Here is a 20,380-nt window from a genome sequence, read left to right as displayed (position 1 = left end):
GGGTGCGCGCCGGCCGGTGGTCAGCCGGGACGGCGCGCGTCAGTCTGCAGTGGCCGGTCCATCGTTGGACCGGCGCCGCCGGCGTCAGGCGCCGACGCTGGCCTTGTAGGCGTCGGCCGACATCAGGCCGTTGACGTCGTCGCCGTTGGCCGGCTTGAGCTTGAACAGCCACGCGTCGAAGGCGTCGGCATTGACGCTTTCCGGCGCGGCCGTGGCGGCCTCGTTGACGGCGATCACTTCGCCGGCCACCGGGGCGTAGATGTCAGAAGCGGCCTTTACCGATTCGACCACTGCCAGCGCGTCGCCGGCACCGACCGACTTGCCCACTTCGGGCAGTTCCAGGAAGACGATGTCGCCCAGCGCGTCCTGCGCGTGGTCGGTGATGCCGATGGTGAGCGTGCCGTCGGCTTCGACGCGTACCCACTCATGCGACTCGGTGTACTTGAGGTCAGCGGGGAAATTCATGGAGGTTCTCCGGATACAGATCTGTTTCTTGTTGGGTGATGCCTGCCCGGCAAGCGCCGGCAGGCGAGGGCGACCGTTGGTATGAGCCTCAGCTCACGAGTGCCTTGCCATTACGCACAAACGGCAGTTTAACCACAGTCGCGTTGAGTTTGCGGTCGCGGATCTCCACCTGCACGGTATCGCCCACGGCGACATCCTTCGGCAGGCGGGCAAAGGCGATGGACTGCGACAGCGACGGGCTGAAGGTGCCGCTGGTGATTTCACCGTCACCGGCCGGGGTGATCACTTTCTGGTGGGCGCGCAGGACGCCGCCTTTGTCACGCAGGATCAGCCCGAGGAATTGCTGGCGCGAACCGGCCGCGCCCAGTGCCGCCTTGCCGGTGAAATCGCGCTCGCTCTGCAGGTCCACCGTCCAGGCCAGGCCCGCATCCAGCGGCGAGGTGTTGATATCCATGTCCTGGCCGTACAGGTTCATGCCGGCTTCCAGGCGCAGGGTGTCGCGCGCGCCCAGGCCCGCCGGACGCACGCCGGCGGCGTTCAGCTTTTCCCAGACGGCGGCAACGTTTTCGGCCGGCACCACCAGCTCGAAGCCGTCTTCGCCGGTGTAGCCGGTGCGGGCCACCATGATCTCGCCGATGGCCGGGTCCTGGACCACGGCGGCGTTGAAGGGCTTGAGCGTGTCCGACGGCTGGGTCGAGGGGAAGGTGCTCCACACCGTGGTGCGGGCGTTGGGCCCCTGCACGGCGACGATGGCCAGAGGCTGCACGCCTGCAGGCGCAACATCTTCACGGCGCGGCGTGATGGTCACATCGCTGCCGGTGGCGGCATTGCGCGCGCGGATCCATTCGATGTCGCCCAGCGCGGTGCTGGCGTTGACGACCAGGCGGAAGCGGTCCTCGGCAAAAAAGTAGACGATCAGGTCGTCGATCACGCCGCCTTTCTCATCCAGCATGCAGGAGTAGAGCGCCTTGCCCGGGGTCTGCAGCTTGTCGACATTGTTGGCCAGCAGGCCGCGCAGGAAGCTGCGGGTATTGGCGCCGGTGAGGTCGACCACGCACATGTGCGACACGTCGAACATGCCGGCGTCGGTGCGCACGGCATTGTGTTCTTCGATCTGGGAGCCGTAGTTGACCGGCATGTCCCAGCCGCCGAAATCAACCATGCGGGCGCCGAGGGCGCGGTGGATGGCGTTGAGGGGCGTGGCCTGGAGCGTCATGGAATCCTCGGGGGCAATCTCGGTTGGCGAAAACAAAAAAGGGCCATCCGCCGCAACGCTCGCCGCGCCTGAATGTGGCGTAGCAATCCGCTGCGGCGGATGACCCCTCTGTCCTCGATACCTGAGAGATTACAAGGCGGATCCTGCAGGACCCCATCCTCGTGCGCCCCTTCGGTGGGCACGCTCGCCACGAATGGCGGGTGCCGCTCTCCAGAGTGCGGCATGCATCGTGTGCATATTGCATGCCGATCCGATCGGTCCGTGGTGCCTGAGAGTTTTCGGGTGATACCCCTTCGGCGGCGCAGGCGATGCGCGCTCTCCCGGTCGGATGCGCGCAATGTACGGGAGGCCCCGGCCTTTGTCAAACCGGCCAGGGAGCCTGCCGTACCTGTCGCTGCGGGTCTGGCTTACTTCTTCTTGTCGTCGGTGACAACGTTACCGATCACGCCGCCCACGGCCGCGCCACCCAGCGTACCCAGCGCACTGCCTTCGGTGAGGATGGCGCCGCCCACGGCACCCGCGCCCGCGCCAATGGCGGTATTACGCTGCTTCGGGGTCATGTCCGCGCAACCGGCAAAGGCCGCGACGGTCGCGCCGATCAGGGTCACCTTGGTCAAAGTCTGCAGGGTTTTCATTATTGGCTCCGGTGTGATGATTCAAGCATGTCACCCCTGCCGCGCAGGCCGGGGGGACATATCAGTTAGAGCGTTGCGTTGCGCGATTGGCTCCGGCCTTTACGAAGTGTTACGCCAGTGACACAACCGGCCCTGTCAACGCGGTTTGCGCTGACTGACCTGCCGCGGCCAGCGTGTTAACATCGTCAGCTTTGCCGCCGAGCCCGTTTTTGGGGTGCCGGCGTGTCCCGCCTGGCCTTCCGCTGTTCCTGCTGATTTCCCCGCCTCCAACCGCATCCCTCGCATGACCCATGGCCTGAACCCCGCCCAATCTGAAGCCGTCCGCTACCTGGACGGCCCTTGCCTGGTGCTGGCCGGGGCGGGCTCCGGCAAGACCCGGGTGATCACGCAGAAGATCGCGCATTTGATCGAGGACAAGGGTTTCGAGCCGCGCCATATCGCCGCCGTCACCTTTACCAACAAGGCCGCCAAGGAGATGCAGGAGCGTATCGGCAAGCTGATGGAGGGCAAGACCACGCGCGAGGGCAAGCGCATCCCGCTCAAGCAGCTGACGGTCTGTACCTTCCACTCGCTCGGGGTGCAAATCCTGCGCATGGAGGCCGAGCACGTGGGCCTGAAGCCGCAGTTTTCGATCATGGATTCGGATGATTGCTTCGGCCTGATCCAGGAGCAGCTGGGCACCACCGACAAGAAGCTGATCCGCGGCGTACAGGGCACGATCTCGCTGTGGAAGAACGGCATGGTCGATCCGGAGGCAGCGATCGCGCAGGCCGCCAATGCCGACGAGCACCAGGCCGCGCTGGTCTACCGCAACTACGTGGCCACGCTGCACGCCTACCAGGCGGTGGATTTCGACGACCTGATCCGCCTGCCTGCCGAGCTGTTCGCGCGCAATGAAGCCGTGCAACTCAAGTGGCAGAACCGCCTGCGCTACTTTCTGGTCGACGAATACCAGGACACCAACGCCTGCCAGTACCAGTTGCTGAAACTGCTGGCGGGTGGCTCGCACCTGCGCGCGCCGGCCTTTACCGCGGTGGGCGACGACGACCAGGCCATCTATGGCTGGCGCGGCGCCACGCTGGACAACCTGCGCGGGCTGCAGACCGATTTCCCGGACCTGAAGGTGATCAAGCTGGAGCAGAACTACCGCTCCACCGTGCGCATCCTGGAAGCGGCCAACGCGGTCATCGCCAACAACCCCAAGCTGTTCGACAAGAAGCTGTGGAGCGAGCACGGCATGGGCGACCCCATCGCCATCCACCCGATGAACGACGAGGAGCACGAGGCCGAGTCGGTGGTGTTCCGCCTGTCCGCGCACAAGTTCGAGCGCCGCGCGCAGTTCCGCGACTACGCCATCCTCTATCGCGGCAACCACCAGGCGCGGCTGTTCGAGCAGATCCTGCGGCGCGAGCGCATTCCCTATGTACTGTCGGGCGGCCAGAGCTTCTTCGACAAGGCCGAGATCAAGGACATCTGCGCCTACCTGCGCCTGATTGCCAACCCCGACGACGATCCCGCCTTTATCCGCGCCATCACCACGCCGCGCCGCGGCGTGGGCAACACCACGCTGGAAGCGCTGGGCACCTTTGCTGGCCAGGCCAAGGTGTCGCTGTTCGAGGCCGCGATGATGGGCGGCATCGAAGGCAAGCTGCAGCCGCGCCAGCTGGAGCCGTTGCGCATATTCTGCGAATCGATGGTGCGGCTGGCCGACCGCGCGGCCAAGGATCCGGCCACCGTGGTGCTGGACGACCTGATGGAAGGCATCCACTACGAGGCCTACCTGTACGACAGCTTCGACGAACGGCAGGCGCAGTCGCGCTGGACTAACACGCTGGAATTCCTGGACTGGCTCAAGCGCAAGGGCACCAAGCCAGAAGGCGCCGAGGGCGAGGAAGCCACCGGCTTCGACAATGCCGACGGCTTCGGCAGCGAAGGCAAGAACCTGCTCGAACTGACCCAAACCGTGGCGCTGATGAGCATGCTGGAAGGCCGCGAGGAAGACCCCGACGCGGTGCGGCTGTCCACGCTGCATGCGTCCAAAGGGCTGGAATATCCGCACGTGTTCCTGGTCGGCGTGGAAGAGGGCATCCTGCCGCACTGCCGCGAAGACGAGGACATGAGCGACGAAAAGATCGAGGAAGAGCGGCGGCTGATGTATGTCGGCATCACCCGCGCGCAGCGCAGCCTGCATGTCAGCTGGTGCAAGAAGCGCAAGCGCGCGCGCGAGACCTACTCGTGCCAGCCTTCGCGCTTTATCGGCGAGATGAAGCTGGAGGAAGCGCCTGCGCCAGTCGATGAAACCCCGGCGATGAGCCCCAAGGACCGGCTCGGCGCGCTCAAGGCACTGCTGGGAACCGGCGGCAAGACGGCCCCGGGCTGAACGGGCGCTACAGTCCCGATACAAAGGCCTACCAGGCTGACAAGACGCCGGGCGCAGGCGTCCCTAGTATGGCGGCTGTGCTGCTCGCGCCGTGTGCGCGGGTGGCGCCGCGGCAGGCCCGCCCGGTCTGCCTGCTGCGCCGGACGTCTCGTTCGGAACTTCCCTGTTATTCGGCCCCCGGCGCGCGAGCGTGCGGGGGCGTTTTTTTGCCGCGGCCGCGAACCTACCGCTGCGGTCCGCCCGGCGGCATCATCATCGCGCCCGCGGGCGGCAAGCCCATCCAGCGCGCGGCTTCGGGCGCGGCGCGCAGGCGCCGGCGCTGGGCCGGGTCGAGGCTGTCGTCCAGCGCCAGCCAGCGTTCGCGCACCGCGCGGCGGTCCTGCTCCAGCGCATCGTGCAGTCGGTCCATGGCCTGCGCGCGCGGCCGCAGCGGTGCGTCGGGGGTTTCGTCGGCCGTCTCGCGCAGCAGGCGCGCGTGCAGTTCCAGTGCATGGGCCTCGGCTTCGCGAGTGGCGCTGCGTGCGGCCTGCCAGAGCTTGGCCTGCGCGGCACTGAGTCCCAGCGACTCGGCGGATGCCGGCGCGGAGGGCGGTGGCGGCATCGCCCCTGTCGGCGGCGGGCCGGATTGCAGCGCGCTGGCCGGCGTGGCCAGCAGGCACGCGGTGCACAGCGCCAGCAGGGAAGCGGCGGTGCGCAGGCGGGTCGGCGGAAATGGCATGGCGTTCTCCTGTGATGGCAGACACCGTCGTGGCAACGTGCCGCGCGATGCCCGCGGTTGGCTCGGGTCAATGCCGGTCCATGCTAGGGAAGGCCGCATGCCAATGCTTGAGCACTTGGTCAGGCCCGTACTGCAATCCCGTACAAAGCATGGCTGGCCGGCAAGACTGCGTATCAGGGCTGATACAAAGCCGGCATAGTGGGGGCATCGCGGGCTGGTAAAGTTGGGCACCGCATGCCCCCGGCACCGGCACTTGCTGCCGGTATATGCCGATCCCTTCGCTTATGGAATTCACCCCCACGCTTCCCGTCCGCCTGCTGATCGTCGACGACGATCCCCAGATCCGTGCCATGCTGGCCGACTACCTGTCCACCTTTGGTATGCAGGCCGATGGCGTCGAGGGCGGTGCCGAGATGCGGCAGGCGATGGCCGCCACGCGCTACGACCTGGTGATCCTTGACCTGTCGCTGCCCGGCGAAAACGGCCTGGCGCTGTGTCGCGAACTGCGCGCGCGCACCGAAGTCGCGGTCATCATGCTGACCGCGCGCGCTGAGTTGGCCGACCGCGTGGTCGGGCTGGAAGTTGGCGCAGACGACTACGTGACCAAGCCCTTCGAGATGCGCGAACTGGTGGCGCGCATCCACACCGTGCTGCGCCGTATCCGTGGCCACGGCGCCGACGCGCGCCAGGGCGCGGCGCCTTCCGGGCATGAGGTGCGCTTCGGCGACTGGCGCCTGAACACCACGCTGCGCCAGCTGGTCGACCGCGACGAGGTGGTGGTGCCGCTGTCCAATGCCGAATTCCGCCTGCTGCTGGCCTTTGTCGAACAGCCCAACCGCGTGCTCGACCGCGAACTGCTGATCAACCAGGCGCGCGGCCGCGGCCTCGATGTGTTCGACCGCAGCATCGACCTGCTGGTGTCACGGCTGCGCCAGAAGCTGCGCGACGATCCGCGCGACCCCACGCTGATCCGCACCGTGCGCGGCGTGGGCTATGTCTTTACCGCCACGCAGGAAGGATGAACGCGAATGGGCCGGCTGGCGCGCCATGATTCGATGTTCGTGCGACTGTTCGTGGTGATGGCTGCCATCATGCTGGCCATGCACCTGCTTGGCATGACCGTGATCGAAAGCCTGTTCCCGCGGCCGGGCAGCGAGCGCGTGCTGCGTGACCGCCCCGGCGGGCCGCCGCCCCGGCCCGAGGCGTGGCCGCCCGGGCCGCGGCCGGAAGGCGCGCCCGCCGGGGTGTCCGGCGAACGCATGCCGCCCCGGCCGCCGCCGCGCTGGCCCTGGCCGCCGCACCTGGGCCTGCTGTTCCAGGTGGCGGCGATTGTGGCCGCTTCGTGGGCCGGCGCGCGCCTGCTGGCGCGCCCGGTGCAGGAGTTGGCCAGCGGTGCCGGCCGGCTGGCGCAGGACGTGCACGCCGCGCCGCTGGACGAGCGCGCCGGCCCGGCCGAAGCGCGTGCCGCGGCGCAGGCGCTGAACCATATGCAGCAGCGCATCCGCACGCAGCTGGCACAGCAATCGCGTTTCCTGGCGGCGGTGTCGCACGACCTGCGCACGCCGCTTACGCGCATGAGCCTGCGCATCGAGCGCATGGACAGCGCGGATGTCCGTGACGTGCGCTACCGGCTGCGCCAGGACCTAGCCGAGATGAACGGCCTGATCGATGCCACGCTGTACTACCTGCGCGACCGCGACGAAGCCGGCGGCCCGCGCCAGCGCGTGGATGTGCTGGCGCTGCTGCAGGCGGTGGTCGACGATGCCGCCGAGACCGGCCACGAGGTCGCGCTCGGCGGCCAGGCGCAGCCGCTGCTGGCGTGCCCGTCCGAGCTGCGGCGCGCGGTGGTGAATCTGTTGGAAAATGCGCGGCGCTACGCCGGCGCGGCCAGCATCGTGCTGACCGACAGCCCGCAGCGGGTGCTGATCGACATCTGCGACAACGGCCCCGGCATCCCGCCCGACGAGCTGCCGCGCGTGCTCGAGCCGTTTTACCGCGTCGAATCCTCGCGCAGCCGCGCCACCGGCGGGGTCGGCATGGGGTTGTCGATCGCGGCCGACATTGCCGCGCGCCATGGCGGCGAGCTGACCCTGAGTAACCGCCCTGAAGGCGGCCTGCGCGCGCGCCTGTCCTTACCGCGCGGCTGACGCCGCCAGCGTGACGTACTGCGAGCCGCGCTGCCCGTGCGTGAAGTCGAGCGAAAAATCGCCCACGTCCACGCGCCCCTGCAGCGCCCGCCGCATCTCGGCCGCGCCGCTGCCGCGCAGGCCAGCCAGCGCGCGCGCCAGCCACGCCGCGCCGATATAGCCGGCCAGCGTGGCCGGCGACGGCGGCTCATCCAGGTATTGCTTCATGCGCGCCACGTGTTCCTTCACCACCCGCAGCGTGGCCTGTTGCGGCCCGGGCGCGACCTGGGTCAGCACCATGCCCCCGCTGTAGCCAGCGCCCAGGATCTCGCGCGCGGCGGTGGCGCTGACCGACGACAGCCCGACCAGGAAACCGTACCAGCCCTGCACCGCCAGCGCGCGGCCGAGCCCCGCGTAGGCAAGGGTATCGCCCGCCACGATCACCGCGCCCGGGCGGGTGGCGGCGATGCGCCGGGCGGCGGCATCGGGATTGGCGTCGAGCGGCACCGCGCGCGCGCCGGTCTGCGCCTCAAGCCGGGCCAGCGAGGGGGCAGCGAAGTCCGGCGCCAGGGCCAGCGCGATGCTGGTCAGGCCATAGCTGCGCAGCTGACGTACCGCCGCGTCCAGTTCGGCCTGGTAGTCGGCGCGGGTGAACCAGACGTTGTCGGCCGTCAGCCCAAGGCCCGATAGCGGCGCCACGATCTGGACGCCGCGCCGGCCCAGCTCGGCCGATGCGGCCAGCGCCGGCAACAGCCGGTCGCCGGGGCCGAACAGCAGCTCGGCGCGGTCGGTATCGGCCAGCGACACCGCCTGCGCCAGCGCGCGGTGCGGGTCGGGATCGGCATCGCGGACGACGTGCGCGATGCGCACCGGGCCGTTGCCGGCGTTGACGGCGTCAAACATGACCTTGGCCCCGGCCAGGTAGTCGCGCGCAAGGTCGGCTTGTGCGCCGCCGCGGTCGAGCAGGTGGCCGACCACGACCGTGCGGCGCGCCTGCGCCTGCGTCTGCGACAGCGCTGGCCAGGCGGGCAGGGCCAGTGCCGCGCCGGCGGCGGCAAGTAGGCGGCGCCGTTGCCGGGCCGGCGCTGCCAGGTGGCTGCGCAGCGGTGGGTACGGCGGAAACATCGGAGTCTGGTCGGGAGTTGGCATTGCAGGGGCAGGTGACGCGCAGGCCGACGGTGGCGCGCAGCGTATCCGCCACACATGACACCAATGTGACGCCCGCCGCCCGCAGGTCCAAGGCCCGCGCTTGACGGCGGTCAACGCGCCAGCGGCGGTGCGGCCCTACGATGGGCCGTCACACACCCATACCCCCGCGCCCCCATGACCCCGTCTGCCATGACCTCCCCTGCGCCCGACCGCCGCGCGCTATCCGACTTCCGCGCGCTGGCCGGCCGCATCGACGGCAACGGCCCGCGCTATACCTCGTACCCGACGGCCGACCGCTTCCGCAGCGGCCCCGACCTGTCGCTGTACCACGACGCACTGGCCGCCTGCCGAGCCGATGCGCCGGCGCCGCTGTCGCTGTACCTGCATATCCCGTTCTGCGAGAACATCTGCTACTACTGCGGCTGCAACAAGATCATCACGCGCGACCATGGCCGCAGCGCCCGCTACGTCAACTACCTGGGCCGCGAGATGGCGCTGGTGGCAGGCCGGCTCGGGCCGCGCCGCCAGGTGCTGCAGTCGCACTGGGGCGGGGGCACGCCGACCTTCCTCGACCCTGACGAGATGCGCCGCGTGATGGCGCTGCTGCATGAGCATTTCGAGCTGGCGGCCGAGGGCGAGCATTCGATCGAGATCGATCCGCGCCGCGTCGACCACGCCCGCATGGCGCTGCTGGCCGAACTGGGCTTCAACCGCGTCAGCCTGGGCGTGCAGGATTTCGATCCTGAGGTCCAGCAGGCCATCCATCGCATCCAGCCCTTCGAAGAGACCCGCGCCGTGGTGGATGCCGCGCGCACGCTGGGTTTCCGCTCGGTCAGCCTGGACCTGATCTACGGCCTGCCGCACCAGACCGCGGCGCGCTTTGGCCGCACCATCGAGCAGGTGCTGGCGCTGCGTCCCGACCGGCTCTCGGTCTATAGCTACGCGCACCTGCCGCATGTGTTCAAGCCGCAACGCCGCATCGACGAAAATGCCTTGCCGCCCGCCGGCGAGAAGCTCGACATCCTGGTCTCCACCATCGAGCGGCTGACCGCCGAGGGCTACGTCTATATCGGCATGGACCATTTCGCGCTGCCCGACGACGACCTCGCCGTGGCCCAGCGCGAAGGGCGGCTGCAGCGCAACTTCCAGGGCTACTCCACGCACGCCGGCTACGACCAGGTCGGGCTCGGCATTTCCGCGATCGGCGCGATCGCGGGGCGCTACGTGCAGAATGCGCGCACGCTGGACGAGTACTACGGCGCGCTCGACCACGGCCGCCTGCCGCTGGCGCGCGGCGTGGCGATGAACGCCGACGACCACCTGCGGCGCGAGATCATCGGCGACCTGATGTGCAACGGGGTACTTGATATCCCGGCGCTGGAAGCGCGCCACGGCATCCGCTTCAGCACGGCCTTTGCGCCTGAGCTGGCCGACCTCGCCGCACTGGGCGCGGACGGGCTGGTGCAATGCGCGCCGGAACGCATCACCGTGACGCCGCTGGGCCGGCTGCTGGTGCGGCGCGTGGCGATGGTGTTCGACCGTTACCTGCGCGAGGATGCCGCGCGGCCCGCGGACGCTGGTGCCCGGGCCGCTGCCGCCAACGATGGCGCGCAGCCGGTGCGCTTCGTGCCGCGGTACTCGCGCGTGGTGTAGCGGCCGCGCAGGCGGTACGGACGAAAAAAAGCCCGCGCACATTGCGCGGGCTTTTCGTTTGCAGCGGAAGGACTTACTTGGCGGCGCTGGCCATATAGTCCGAGGCGGCGATCACGTCCGCGTCCGGGCCAGCGTAGCCACCCTTGGGCGGCATCACGCCCTTGCCCTTGAGCGCAAAGTTGTGGACCGCGTCCATGCCTTCCTTCAGGCGCGGCGCCCAGGCGGCCTTGTCGCCGAACTTGGGCGCACCGGCTACGCCGGCGGCGTGGCAGGCGGCGCAGACCTGCTCGTAGACCTTCTTGCCCACGTCGGCCGAAGCGGCCGGCGCAGCAGCGGGTGCGGCGGCAGCAGCTGCCGGGGCCGCAGCAGCGGGCGCTGCCGGTGCAGGCGCGGCAGCGGCGGCCGGAGCGGCGGCTGCTTCAGGGGCTGCGGCGGTCGCCGGCGCGGCGGCAGCCGGGGCAGCCGGCTCCGGGAACTTGGCGCCGCCGGCATCGGCCATGTAAACCACGGCACGGGCCAGTTCGTAGTCGGCGTAGTCGTCCGGCGTGGTGCCGGCGCGCGCGGCCATCGCGCCCTTGCCGTTCATCACCGACTTCATCAGGCCGTCAAAGCCCTGGCCGATGCGCGCGGCCCAGTCGCCGGCGTTGGCATACTTGGGTGCACCCGCGGCGCCGGTAGCGTGGCACGCGGCGCAGATTTCCTTGTAGACCTGCTCGCCCGTCTTGAAGACGCGCGGCGCGTTGGGATCCTTGATTTCGAGCGAGGCAACCGGCTTGATGCGGTCGTTGACGGCTTCCGCCGTGGTGGCAACTCCGGCGCTTTCCGTCGAGCCGTGTCCGACAAAGTTGACCAGCAGAATGATCACGATGATCGGCACCAGGAAAGCCGCGATCACGACTGCGATCAGCTGCTTCGGGGTTTTGATGGGAGACTCGTGTTCGTCGTGTTCGTTGTGGACGTCGCTCATACAGAACTCTCAGTTTTGCAGGAAACCTTCTGGCCGCTTACGCTCGGCGTGCTTATTCTGGCCCGGTCTGGTCATTTGCTGACCGCTGTCCGGCCCCATCCGGACCGCCCGTGCTGGCTGCGGCCCTTGCCTGACTTGGGTCTGTCGTTATTTGCGCGCTGCGGACTGTCTCCCGGACCGGGCCTGATTGTCGCCGACAACAAGCCGCGCGGCCTTGACCCCGGTCGACTCATTGCATCGGCGGTGTGGCGGGCACGATTTGACGCAAATAGCTGGCGATTATAGCGCCAAAGGCCCCCCGCCAGTGCCAAAAAGCGGCGGTTGCGAGACGTTCCCTGAAGCCCATGGCGGGCCCGCATGGACGGCACGGGGCAAAAGCGGTATCCTATGCGACTTTCCTGCGGCGGCACTCGCCCGCCGCAACCGCTGTACCCACAAACCGGTTGCAAAACCGTCCTGTGCGCCCGTAGCTCAATGGATAGAGTACTGCCCTCCGAAGGCAGGGGTTGCTGGTTCGATCCCAGCCGGGCGCGCCAAATTTCTTCCCGATGTGTAGTGCGGTGACGCCGGTCGTGGACACGCGTGCCGGGCCGAAGCCCGATACCGTCATGCAGCCAGGGCGGTCTTCCATAGCACCATCGCGCCGATGTTCAGCCCGACGGTTCCCCAGAAAATTGCCTGGAACGCCGCCTTGCGGTTCTTGTGCCGAAGCAGATGTTGGGCGGCCAGCGCGCCTGGCCAGCCGCCGCAGGTGCGAGCAGGTGCAGATGGGCTTCAGGGATGCGCCATGCGTCGCGGCGGGCGCGCGCCTTGTCCTCCGCGTAGGCCAGGAACGCGATGATGCTGGCGAGGAGGCTGGCGATGCCGACCTGCCGGGGCAGGTAGCCACCGAGGGCACAGGCGGTGATGACCACCACGGCCGCGAGGCCGGCCAGCGCTGGCAGCCAGCTTGCCTCTTCGGCCTGCCTGGGCGCGCCGGCGATGGCGACGTCAAGCGCCTGTATCCGGCCATCCTTCCCCCTGGAGAGTACGAAGCTGACTCGGTCGCCGGGCTTGGGCGTCACGGCGCGCGTTTGCAATGCCGTGATGTGGAAGAAGACATCTTTCGTGTCCGCATGGACGTTGATGAAGCCGAAACCCTTCTCGGCATGCCACGATTTGATGCGACCCGCTTTTCGCATATCTTTGCCGAGTGTTGGTATGAGGCAGCAAGTGTAGGCGAAGACCTGCGGCCGGCCACCGTCAGTTCGTTCCGGCGGGAGCCGGGGGCGCTTCCCGGCGCGGGCTCCGGCATGCGATCGTCGCCGCGCAGCGGGCGCAGAGGCGCTTGCTATGATACGGCCATGACCGACGACCTAGTCATCCCCCATCACGAATACCTGATCACGGCGATCCGGGCGCAGGGTGCGGGAGGCCAGAACATCAACAAGGTGTCCAATGCCGTGCACCTGCGCTACGACGTGCATGCCTCCTCGCTCGCGCCCGACCACAAGGAGCGCCTGCTGGCGCTGCATGACCACCGCATCACGCGCGACGGCGTGGTGGTGATCAAGGCGCAGCAGTTCCGCAGCCTCGACCAGAACCGCGACGAAGCGGTGCGGCGGCTGCACGAACTGGTGCGCAGCGTGGCCACGCCGCCGCGCGTGCGCCGGCCCACGCGGCCGACGCTGGCCTCGCGCCGGCGCCGGCTGGACAGCAAGAGCCAGCGCGGCCAGGTCAAGTCGCTGCGCGGCCGGGTGTTCGAATAGCGTCTGGTATCAGCGCGCCGATTGCAGCGCGGCAATGCGCTGCTCGATCGGCGGGTGGCTGGAGAACAGCGCCATCCACGACTTGCCGCCGGCAATGCCCATCGCCTGCATGTTCTGCGGCAGGCCATCCGGCTCCAGGCCGCCCAGGCGGCGCAGCGCCGCCACCATCGGCGTGGGCGTGCCCATCATGCCGGCCGCGCCCGCATCGGCACGGAATTCGCGGCGGCGCGAGAACCAGGCCACGATGATGCTGGCCAGGATGCCGAACACGATTTCGCAGATGACCACCGTGACCATGTAGCCGATGCCCGGGCCGCTCGATTCCTCATCGTTCTTGCGCAGCATCGAATCGACGAAGTAGCCGACCACGCGCGCCAGGAAGATCACAAACGTGTTGACCACGCCCTGGATCAGCGTCAGCGTGACCATGTCGCCGTTGGCCACGTGTGCGACCTCGTGCGCCAGCACCGCTTCCACTTCTTCATGGGACATCGATTGCAGCAGGCCGGTGGACACCGCTACCAGCGAACTGTTCCTGGTCGCGCCGGTGGCGAAGGCATTGGGTTCGCCATCGTAGATGGCGACTTCCGGCATCGGCAGGCCGGCGCGCTGCGCCAGTTTTTCGACGGTCTGCACCAGCCACAACTCGGTGCTGGTGCTGGGATGGGTGATGACCTGCGCGCCGGTCGACCACTTGGCGATGGTCTTGGACATCAGCAGCGAGATAAAGGCGCCACCGAAGCCCATCAGGGCGGCGAACGCCAGCAGCGTGCCCAGGTTCAGGCCGTTGGCGGTCAGGAAGCGGTTCACCCCCAGCACGCTGGCGGTGATGCTGAGGACAAGCATGACGGCGAGGTTGGTCGCCAGGAAAAGCAATACGCGTTTCATGTGTGTGTGGAGCAGTGGTGTGTAGGGCGGTACAGCCAGGATGCGGACGGGCCGCAGACGCACGCCGCACGCTCAGGCGCGGCACGCAGGAACAGGCGGGCACGGCCAGGCCGCGCCGGTGGGACTCAGGCGCTCGGCGGACGCGGCAGCCGCGGCAGATCGGGGTCGGGCAGCGGGGCGCCGGCATAGCGCGGCGGTCCGGCGCGGCCGCCCCAGGCGGCCAGGCGCAAGGGAGATGCCGGCAGCAGTTGCTCGGCAAGGTCGGCGCCGGGCTGCCACTGCGGCTCGGCGGCTTCGGAAGCGGGTGACGGCTCGCCCGTTGCGGCGGTTCCGGCAGCGTCGTCGTTGCCGATGCCGGCCGCTGGCGCGGCCGACATCTCGCCGGTGGCCACCACGGCGTGCGCGAACGCTGCCGCCCAGCCCGGCAGGGGCAGGAAGGCCAGCATCATGACCAGCAGGAGTAGCCGGAGGGAGCGCACGAAGGGGGGACGGTTTATCGGTAGATGTGGAAGGAATTCTACAGGATGCGGCATGGCGCAGGCGCCGCCCGCAGGGCCCGTCGCACGCCGGCGTCACCCGTTCAATAAGTGCTGCATCTGGCACCCTGACAAGACCTGCCGGACTGGCCTACACTATCACTAACCCTGTAGTAGTTACAGGGTACAAAGCGAGGACCATGGATCATGCGCATCGGCGAACTCTCCCGTACCAGCGGCTGCGATGTTGAGACCATCCGCTATTACGAACGCGAAGGCCTGCTCGACGCGCCGCGGCGCGAGGCCAACGGCTATCGCCGCTATGACGACGGCCACCTGGTCCAGCTGAATTTCGTGCGCCACTGCCGCTCGCTCGGCATGGGCCTGTCGGATGTACGGCGGCTGCGTGAGTTCGAGCGCAATCCGTCGCAGGACTGCGACGACATCAATACGCTGCTGGACCGCCAGATCGCGCAGATCCATGCGCAGCGGGTGGCGCTGGAGGCGCTTGAGGGGCAGTTGCGCGCGCTGCGCGAGACCTGCCACCACCACCAGCCCGCCAGTGAGTGCGGCATCCTGCAGAACCTGCAGCAGGCCGCGGCCGGCGCGGCCTGTGAATGCCATGCGGGCGCGCACGAGGCCGGGCATGCTGCCAACGGGTGAGGCGCGCAGGCGCGTCGCTGTGCTACGATGGCTGTTCCCGTGATCGCACCACTGCGGTGCACGGGCCCCGGCGGCAGCGCAGCCAGTGAGCGATGTAGTGAGCAACGACTTACGCGGCTCGCCTGTTCAGAGAACCATCCGCTGCCCCTTATCAAACATTCTGCATGACCATGACTGATCGCCTGACGCCGATGCCCGATGCGCCTGTCCGCCTGATGCGGACCGGCCGCGCGCACGCGTGCGCGATCGCCACGGCCAACATCCTGCCCCAGCGCGCCACGCGCGCAGTCTCTCCCCGCCGGATCAGCGCACCGCCTGATTCCGCCCGGTTCCCAGCCTGATTCGTCTCCATAGCGGGGCCCGGGCCGAACCGGGCCCGAGCCAGCGTTTTCAGTTTTTCCGGCCACTGCCGCAAGGCCCGCGCCGGATTCGTTGATGTCCGCGCTGCCGCGCAAACGCCATACCTGCCAGACCTGACCGCCGCCGCCTGCCATGCTGGCCGGGCCGCGCCAACCACCTGACTGCCGGAGGACCCGCCATGACGGCCACCAAAACGAATACCGCCACCCTGTACCTGACCGAACTCGACGTGACCCGCCTGGAGCGCATCGCCAGCCGCGCCGGCTCGGCGCAACTTGAGGACATGCTCGACAGCTTGCTGGCGCGCGCCACCATCGTCGCGCCCGAAGAGATCCCGACCGACGTGGTCACCATGAACACGCGCCTGGTCTGCAACCTGCCGGGCGAGCAGGCCCCGCGCAACTGGACGCTGGTGTACCCCGACGCGGCCGACTTTGATGCCGGCCGCCTGTCGGTGCTGTCGCCAGTGGGCCAGGCGCTGCTGGGCGCGCGCGCCGGCCAGACCGTCAGCTACCGGCTGCCCGACGGCCGCGAGCAGCAGGTGAGTGTCGCCGGGATCGCGTTCCAGCCGGAAGCCAGCGGCCAGTACACGCTTTGAGCCGCATCCCGGCCGCCTGAGGCGTGCTGCCGGGGCCACGCCGGCGCGTCATGCGCCGCGTGTGCCTGGCGATCCATCGACACCATTCATCGGCAAGCCAGTCGTTTCACGACTCGCAACGCACCATTCGTCGCAGCGGTATTTCTGCTTGCGTGGACTGTGACTAATCTTCAGTCCGTGCTCGCATCGCAACATAGATTGCAGAGCGGCCGGAGTCTCATCCCGGTCCATACAAGAAAGAACGACGAAATCAGTTGAAGGAGTCCCAAATGATCGCCAGACGTATCCTTGGCGGCGCGCTCGTGTTCGCGGCTGTCGCCGCGTCCGCTGTGGCGTTGGCTGCCCCCGCTGCCAGCAAGGTTGGCAAATTTGATGTGTATGCCGATGCGCTGAAGGCCGGCAAGTACGATGTGTATACGGACGGCGCCAAGCAAGGCAAGTTCGATACGTACACGGACGGAGCCCGCACCGGCCGCTTCGACCCGTACTCGGAAGGTTCGCGCCGCGACGGCAAGTTCGACAGCTTCACCGAAGGCTCGCATAGCTTCAGTGGCGAGATCTCCAAGCAAGGCAAGTTCGATACCTTCAGCGAAGGTACGCACACCTTCACCGGTGATATTGCCGATCGTGCGCTCGACAATTCCCGCTCGGGTGACGGTTCCCTGTACGGCTATCGCGTCTGATCCTCGTAGGTCTTCCCAAAGACCTCGTGCGGCCACTGCGGTGGCCGCAAGTTTTCTCTCCCGCCTGCCCGGCTGACCTCCTCCTCCTTCTCTCTTCGCCAGGCAGGCGCTTTTCTCTTCCGTCGGCTCGTGACCGCGTCAGCGCGCAGGCATGCCCCTCATGCCGAAGGCGGCTGCGTGGCGGTCGCGTCGTGTCCGGGTTCCGGCTGCGCGCGCGGCAACCTGCGCGCGATCGCTGCATAGAGCAGCGGCACTGCCAGCGTACCCAGCACCGTCGCACCCAGCATGCCGCCCAGCACGCCGGTGCCGACCGCCTGCTGCGCACCCGCGCCCGGGCCGGTGCTGATCGCCAGCGGCACCACGCCCAGCACAAAGGCCAGCGAGGTCATCACCACCGGCCGCAGCCGCTGGCGCGCCGCGCGCGTGGCGGCCTCCACCGCGCCCATGGTGCCCGCACCGCTGCGCCGCAACTGCTCGGCATATTCGACGATCAGGATCGCGTTCTTGGCCGCCAGCCCCATGATCACCACCACGCCCACCTTGAAGTAGACGTCGTTGGGCATGCCGCGCAGCCAGATCGCCGCGGCCGCGCCCATCAGGCCGGTCGGCACGATCGCGATCACCGCCAGCGGCAGGGTCCAGCTTTCATACAGCGCCACCAGGCATAGGAAGATAAACAGCAGCGACAGCGCGAACAGCCACGGCGCCTGCGTGCCGGTCTGCTCCTGTTCGAAGGCGCGCCCGGTCCAGCGCACGTCGTATTCCGGCCCGAGCTCGCGCACCAGTTCGGCCAGCCGCGTCATGGCCGCGCCGGTGGTGTAGCCCGGCGCCACCTCGGCATTGATGCGCACCGAGCTGAAGCCGTCGAAGCGCTCGAGCGTGACCTCGCCGCGTCCCCATTCCAGCGAGGCGAACGCGGCCAGCGACACCATCGCGCCCTGTGCGTTGCGCACGTGCACGCGCGCGAGCTGATCCGGCCGCATGCGGAAGGGCGCGTCGGCCTGCAGGATCACGCGCCGCACGCGGCCCTCGCGCGCGACTTCGTCGATATAGCGCGAGCCCAGCGTGGCCGACAGCGTGTGGTGCACGGTATCGGCATCGACGCCGAAGGCCTCGGCCTTGCGGTAGTCGATCTTCAGGTCCAGCGCGGGCACCGGCTGGCCGGTGGTGGCGCGTACCTCGCCCAACACCGGGTCTTGTCTGGCGCGCTCAAGCAGCTTGTCGCGCGCGGCGAAGAGCGCCTCGCGCCCCACCGGCTGGCGCGCCACCAGGCGCATGTCGAGGCCACCGATGCTGCCCAGTTCGGGCAGCGCCGAGCTGTTGTACGCAAACAGCTGCGCCGCGCCGCGTCCCGGCCAAGTTTCCAGCCCGGCCGACAGCCGCTCCAGCACGGCCTGGGCCGTGTGCTTGCGCCCGCGCGCCTTCCAGTCGGTCAGGCCGATAAACAGGCTGGCGCGCTGCTCGCCGCTGCCGCCGCTGGACCAGCCCAGCACGGCAAAGCTCGAATGCACCGGGTAGTGCTGGTCGCGCATCCACTGTTCCAGCCCGGCCACCAGCCGGCGCGTGTCGGCCTGCGTGCTGCCGGCGGGCAGCTCGACATCGACCACGATCTCGCCGGTATCCTCTTCCGGCAGGAAGCCGCTGGGCATCTTCCACAAGGCGTAGCCGCATGCCAGCGTCAACGCCAGGTAGACCGCCAGCCAGCGCAGCCGCCTGCGCTGCAGCGCCTGCACCCAGCCGGCATGGCGCCCGGTGAAGGCGGCAAAGCGCGCATCGAACCAGGCCAGCGGCCCGCGCGCCGGCGCCGCGCTGTGGCGCAGCAGGCTGGCGCACATGGCCGGCGCCAGCGTCAGCGCAAAGAACAGCGAGAACGCGATCGACACCGCCAGAGTCACCGCAAAGTGCCGGTAGATCACGCCCACCGCGCTGCCGAAGAACGCCATCGGCACGAACACCGCGCACAGCACCAGCGTCACCGCCACCAGCGCGCCCGAGACCTCGCGCATCGAGCGCGCCGCGGCCTCCATCGCGCCCACGCCGTCGGTGCGCATGATGCGCTCGACGTTCTCGACCACCACGATGGCGTCGTCCACCAGGATGCCGATCGCCAGCACCACGCCAAACAGCGTGATCACGTTCAGCGACAGCCCCAGCGCGTACAGGCAGGCGACCGTGCCCAGCAGCGATACCGGCACCACGATGCATGGGATCAGCGTCGCGCGCAGGTTGCCCAGGAACAGGTACAGGATCAGGAACACCAGCACCGTGGCTTCGACCAGCGTCAGCACTACGCGCGAGATCGACGCCTGCACGAAGGTGGCGCCGTCATACGATATCTCATAGCGCACGTCACCCGGAAAGCCCTTGCTGGCGGCATCGAGCGCCGCGCGCACGGTGCGCGAGGTCTGCAGCACGTTGGCACCGTCGGCCAGCTTCAGCCCGATCGACGCGGCATTGCGCGTGTTGAGCGTGGAGCCGTAGCGATAGTCGCTGGCGGCCAGCTCCACCCGCGCCACGTCGCGCAGCAGCACGGCGGAGCCGTCGGTGGCCGCGCGCACCACGATGCGCCCGAACGCCTGTGCATCGCTCATCGGCGCGGGCGGGCGCACGATCGCCTGGAACGGCTGTCCCGGCACCGCAGGCGCGGCACCCAGCTGGCCCGGCGTCACGTTGCCGTTGCGCGCGCGGATGGCGGCCTCGACCTCGGCCGTGGTCAGGTTAAAGGCATGCAGCTTGTCGGGATCGAACCAGATCCGCAGCGCGTATTCGGCGCCATACGGTTCGGCCTTGCCGATGCCGGGCAGGCGGCGCAGGAGCGGCAGCACCGAGCCGGCGGCAAAGTCGCCCAGCGCGGTCTCGTCCAGCTGCCCGCTGCCGGACACCAGCGACACGTACATGAAGGCGCTGCTGCTGGCCTGGTCGACATAGACGCCGCCGCGGCGCACCGCCTCGGGCAGCAAGGGCTCGGCCTGCGCCACGCGGTTGCGCACGTTGACCTGCGCCAGCTGCGGGTCGGTGCCCTGGCGGAAGCCCAGCGTCACCGTGGCGGTGCCGCCCTCGCTGCTGGAATCCAGGTAAAGCAGGCCGGGGATGCCATGCATCTGCTGCTCCAGCACCGCGGTGACGCGGTCCTCCACCGTGCGCGCGGACGCACCCGGGTAATCGGCATAGATGATCACCGTGGGCGGCGCCACCGCCGGGTACTGGGCGATGGGGATGCGGTTCAGAGCCACCAGGCCCGCTACCACGGTCAGGATGGCCAGCACCCAGGCAAACGCCGGGCGCTTCAGAAAAAACGACGCCATATCAGGTCAGGGCTGGCACGGGCGCACGGCAAGTGAAGATCGGCCGTGGCTCCGGTGCGGTTGGAACGGAACGGCTTGGGTGTGGAGACGCCGCAAGGCTCAGCGGCAAGAGGCGGCAAGTCGCGGCAAAGCTGGGCCGATGTTGCTGATGGTGCCGATCTGGCCGCGGGTCGGGTCGCCTGTCGGTCAGGGGGCGCGTGGCCCGTCGACCGGGGCCGGCGTGCACCGCGGCGCTTGCAGGGGTCCTGTGGGGAGAACCCGGCGCTGCGGCAGGAAGGATCGGTGAGGATCGACGCCGGCGACTGGCCGTCGTGATGCGGCCTTGCCGGCGATTATAGACAGGGAACAGG

Annotated in this window: 18 protein-coding genes, 1 tRNA gene, 1 pseudogene and 2 riboswitches; of the genes and pseudogenes, 10 read left to right on the top strand and 10 right to left on the bottom strand. The window is 68.7% G+C overall.

Features of this window, described 5'->3' with window-relative positions; genetic code table 11:
* Positions 1 to 84: 84 nt before the first annotated feature.
* The 3 genes from gcvH to KB879_RS30450 all read right to left on the bottom strand — a co-directional run bounded on the left by gcvH (position 85) and on the right by KB879_RS30450 (position 2,316).
* The gene (gcvH, locus tag KB879_RS30460) at positions 85 to 465 is read right to left on the bottom strand and encodes a glycine cleavage system protein GcvH (RefSeq protein WP_010812169.1); all 381 of its coding nucleotides are present in this window, start codon (positions 463 to 465) and stop codon (positions 85 to 87) included.
* Positions 466 to 553: 88 nt separating this feature from the next.
* Positions 554 to 1,681, bottom strand: coding sequence for a glycine cleavage system aminomethyltransferase GcvT (gene gcvT, locus KB879_RS30455; RefSeq protein WP_013958367.1), 1,128 nt, complete (start codon positions 1,679 to 1,681; stop codon positions 554 to 556).
* 98 nt (positions 1,682 to 1,779) lie between these two features.
* A riboswitch (glycine riboswitch) is annotated at positions 1,780 to 1,905 on the bottom strand.
* A 21-nt stretch (positions 1,906 to 1,926) separates the two neighbouring features.
* Positions 1,927 to 2,014: riboswitch (glycine riboswitch) on the bottom strand.
* Between the two features lie 74 nt (positions 2,015 to 2,088).
* On the bottom strand, positions 2,089 to 2,316 hold the full coding sequence (locus KB879_RS30450) for a glycine zipper 2TM domain-containing protein (RefSeq protein ID WP_013958366.1): 228 nt from the start codon (positions 2,314 to 2,316) through the stop codon (positions 2,089 to 2,091).
* A 283-nt stretch (positions 2,317 to 2,599) separates the two neighbouring features.
* Between KB879_RS30450 and KB879_RS30445 the strand changes: the two genes are divergently transcribed.
* Positions 2,600 to 4,696: a UvrD-helicase domain-containing protein gene (locus tag KB879_RS30445; RefSeq protein WP_041228241.1), complete on the top strand. Its 2,097-nt coding sequence runs from the start codon at positions 2,600 to 2,602 to the stop codon at positions 4,694 to 4,696.
* A gap of 223 nt (positions 4,697 to 4,919) precedes the next feature.
* Here the strand turns inward: KB879_RS30445 and KB879_RS30440 are convergent, their stop codons facing one another.
* Positions 4,920 to 5,414 (bottom strand): hypothetical protein, encoded by a 495-nt coding sequence (locus tag KB879_RS30440; RefSeq protein WP_211980415.1) that lies wholly within the window; start codon positions 5,412 to 5,414, stop codon positions 4,920 to 4,922.
* A gap of 284 nt (positions 5,415 to 5,698) precedes the next feature.
* Between KB879_RS30440 and KB879_RS30435 the strand changes: the two genes are divergently transcribed.
* The gene (locus tag KB879_RS30435) at positions 5,699 to 6,436 is read left to right on the top strand and encodes a response regulator (protein WP_211980414.1); all 738 of its coding nucleotides are present in this window, start codon (positions 5,699 to 5,701) and stop codon (positions 6,434 to 6,436) included.
* 6 nt (positions 6,437 to 6,442) lie between these two features.
* Positions 6,443 to 7,561: a cell wall metabolism sensor histidine kinase WalK gene (locus KB879_RS30430; protein WP_211980413.1), complete on the top strand. Its 1,119-nt coding sequence runs from the start codon at positions 6,443 to 6,445 to the stop codon at positions 7,559 to 7,561.
* Here KB879_RS30430 and KB879_RS30425 read toward each other — a convergent pair.
* Complete coding sequence (locus tag KB879_RS30425) at positions 7,547 to 8,689, bottom strand: ABC transporter substrate-binding protein (protein WP_211980412.1); 1,143 nt, start codon at positions 8,687 to 8,689, stop codon at positions 7,547 to 7,549. The two genes, KB879_RS30430 and KB879_RS30425, sit on opposite strands and share 15 nt — an antisense overlap.
* A gap of 174 nt (positions 8,690 to 8,863) precedes the next feature.
* On the opposite strand from KB879_RS30425, the gene hemN reads away from it, so the two are divergent.
* Positions 8,864 to 10,342, top strand: a complete 1,479-nt coding sequence (gene hemN, locus KB879_RS30420) for an oxygen-independent coproporphyrinogen III oxidase (RefSeq protein WP_013958360.1) — start codon at positions 8,864 to 8,866, stop codon at positions 10,340 to 10,342.
* A 73-nt stretch (positions 10,343 to 10,415) separates the two neighbouring features.
* On the opposite strand, the gene KB879_RS30415 is transcribed toward hemN, so the two are convergent.
* Positions 10,416 to 11,309 carry a cytochrome c5 family protein gene (locus KB879_RS30415; protein WP_211980411.1) on the bottom strand — a complete coding sequence of 298 codons (894 nt, stop codon included), beginning with the start codon at positions 11,307 to 11,309 and terminating at the stop codon, positions 10,416 to 10,418.
* Between the two features lie 460 nt (positions 11,310 to 11,769).
* Between KB879_RS30415 and KB879_RS30410 the strand changes: the two genes are divergently transcribed.
* A tRNA-Arg gene (locus KB879_RS30410) sits at positions 11,770 to 11,845 on the top strand.
* Positions 11,846 to 11,915: 70 nt separating this feature from the next.
* On the opposite strand, the pseudogene KB879_RS30405 reads toward KB879_RS30410, so the two are convergent.
* Positions 11,916 to 12,490, bottom strand: a pseudogene (locus tag KB879_RS30405) (DUF1294 domain-containing protein).
* 162 nt (positions 12,491 to 12,652) lie between these two features.
* Between KB879_RS30405 and arfB the strand changes: the two are divergent.
* Positions 12,653 to 13,057 (top strand): alternative ribosome rescue aminoacyl-tRNA hydrolase ArfB, encoded by a 405-nt coding sequence (gene arfB, locus KB879_RS30400; protein ID WP_018310122.1) that lies wholly within the window; start codon positions 12,653 to 12,655, stop codon positions 13,055 to 13,057.
* 9 nt (positions 13,058 to 13,066) lie between these two features.
* Here the strand turns inward: arfB and htpX are convergent, their stop codons facing one another.
* Together htpX and KB879_RS30390 are read right to left on the bottom strand one after the other, a co-directional pair.
* Positions 13,067 to 13,945 (bottom strand): protease HtpX, encoded by an 879-nt coding sequence (htpX, locus tag KB879_RS30395; protein WP_013958356.1) that lies wholly within the window; start codon positions 13,943 to 13,945, stop codon positions 13,067 to 13,069.
* Positions 13,946 to 14,070: 125 nt separating this feature from the next.
* The gene (locus tag KB879_RS30390; protein ID WP_249221211.1) at positions 14,071 to 14,424 is read right to left on the bottom strand and encodes a hypothetical protein; all 354 of its coding nucleotides are present in this window, start codon (positions 14,422 to 14,424) and stop codon (positions 14,071 to 14,073) included.
* Between the two features lie 204 nt (positions 14,425 to 14,628).
* Here KB879_RS30390 and KB879_RS30385 point away from each other — a divergent pair, with 204 nt between their 5' ends.
* The 4 genes from KB879_RS30385 to KB879_RS30370 all read left to right on the top strand — a co-directional run bounded on the left by KB879_RS30385 (position 14,629) and on the right by KB879_RS30370 (position 16,725).
* Positions 14,629 to 15,084 carry a Cd(II)/Pb(II)-responsive transcriptional regulator gene (locus KB879_RS30385; protein ID WP_013958354.1) on the top strand — a complete coding sequence of 152 codons (456 nt, stop codon included), beginning with the start codon at positions 14,629 to 14,631 and terminating at the stop codon, positions 15,082 to 15,084.
* A gap of 164 nt (positions 15,085 to 15,248) precedes the next feature.
* Positions 15,249 to 15,425 (top strand): hypothetical protein, encoded by a 177-nt coding sequence (locus KB879_RS30380; RefSeq protein ID WP_153954241.1) that lies wholly within the window; start codon positions 15,249 to 15,251, stop codon positions 15,423 to 15,425.
* A 197-nt stretch (positions 15,426 to 15,622) separates the two neighbouring features.
* Positions 15,623 to 16,042, top strand: a complete 420-nt coding sequence (gene rnk / locus KB879_RS30375) for a nucleoside diphosphate kinase regulator (protein ID WP_010812155.1) — start codon at positions 15,623 to 15,625, stop codon at positions 16,040 to 16,042.
* 269 nt (positions 16,043 to 16,311) lie between these two features.
* Positions 16,312 to 16,725, top strand: a complete 414-nt coding sequence (locus tag KB879_RS30370; protein ID WP_013958352.1) for a hypothetical protein — start codon at positions 16,312 to 16,314, stop codon at positions 16,723 to 16,725.
* 158 nt (positions 16,726 to 16,883) lie between these two features.
* Here the strand turns inward: KB879_RS30370 and KB879_RS30365 are convergent, their stop codons facing one another.
* Positions 16,884 to 20,030, bottom strand: coding sequence for an efflux RND transporter permease subunit (locus KB879_RS30365; protein ID WP_211980410.1), 3,147 nt, complete (start codon positions 20,028 to 20,030; stop codon positions 16,884 to 16,886).
* Positions 20,031 to 20,380: the final 350 nt, after the last annotated feature.

It is taken from the genome of Cupriavidus sp. KK10 (assembly GCF_018223725.1).
Classification (GTDB): Bacteria; Pseudomonadota; Gammaproteobacteria; order Burkholderiales; family Burkholderiaceae; genus Cupriavidus; species Cupriavidus necator.
Note: the sequence above shows the minus strand (reverse complement) of the source record. Positions and strands in the feature narration are given on the sequence as shown.

What these genes read in the sequence shown, in the direction of transcription:
- gcvH (WP_010812169.1), bottom strand. Translation starts at nt 465, where the DNA reads ATGAATTTCCCCGCTGACCTCAAGTACACCGAGTCGCATGAGTGGGTA.
- gcvT (WP_013958367.1), bottom strand. Translation starts at nt 1,681, where the DNA reads ATGACGCTCCAGGCCACGCCCCTCAACGCCATCCACCGCGCCCTCGGC.
- KB879_RS30450 (WP_013958366.1), bottom strand. Translation starts at nt 2,316, where the DNA reads ATGAAAACCCTGCAGACTTTGACCAAGGTGACCCTGATCGGCGCGACC.
- KB879_RS30445 (WP_041228241.1), top strand. Translation starts at nt 2,600, where the DNA reads ATGACCCATGGCCTGAACCCCGCCCAATCTGAAGCCGTCCGCTACCTG.
- KB879_RS30440 (WP_211980415.1), bottom strand. Translation starts at nt 5,414, where the DNA reads ATGCCATTTCCGCCGACCCGCCTGCGCACCGCCGCTTCCCTGCTGGCG.
- KB879_RS30435 (WP_211980414.1), top strand. Translation starts at nt 5,699, where the DNA reads ATGGAATTCACCCCCACGCTTCCCGTCCGCCTGCTGATCGTCGACGAC.
- KB879_RS30430 (WP_211980413.1), top strand. Translation starts at nt 6,443, where the DNA reads ATGGGCCGGCTGGCGCGCCATGATTCGATGTTCGTGCGACTGTTCGTG.
- KB879_RS30425 (WP_211980412.1), bottom strand. Translation starts at nt 8,689, where the DNA reads ATGCCAACTCCCGACCAGACTCCGATGTTTCCGCCGTACCCACCGCTG.
- hemN (WP_013958360.1), top strand. Translation starts at nt 8,864, where the DNA reads ATGACCCCGTCTGCCATGACCTCCCCTGCGCCCGACCGCCGCGCGCTA.
- KB879_RS30415 (WP_211980411.1), bottom strand. Translation starts at nt 11,309, where the DNA reads ATGAGCGACGTCCACAACGAACACGACGAACACGAGTCTCCCATCAAA.
- arfB (WP_018310122.1), top strand. Translation starts at nt 12,653, where the DNA reads ATGACCGACGACCTAGTCATCCCCCATCACGAATACCTGATCACGGCG.
- htpX (WP_013958356.1), bottom strand. Translation starts at nt 13,945, where the DNA reads ATGAAACGCGTATTGCTTTTCCTGGCGACCAACCTCGCCGTCATGCTT.
- KB879_RS30385 (WP_013958354.1), top strand. Translation starts at nt 14,629, where the DNA reads ATGCGCATCGGCGAACTCTCCCGTACCAGCGGCTGCGATGTTGAGACC.
- KB879_RS30380 (WP_153954241.1), top strand. Translation starts at nt 15,249, where the DNA reads ATGACCATGACTGATCGCCTGACGCCGATGCCCGATGCGCCTGTCCGC.
- rnk (WP_010812155.1), top strand. Translation starts at nt 15,623, where the DNA reads ATGACGGCCACCAAAACGAATACCGCCACCCTGTACCTGACCGAACTC.
- KB879_RS30370 (WP_013958352.1), top strand. Translation starts at nt 16,312, where the DNA reads ATGATCGCCAGACGTATCCTTGGCGGCGCGCTCGTGTTCGCGGCTGTC.
- KB879_RS30365 (WP_211980410.1), bottom strand. Translation starts at nt 20,030, where the DNA reads ATGGCGTCGTTTTTTCTGAAGCGCCCGGCGTTTGCCTGGGTGCTGGCC.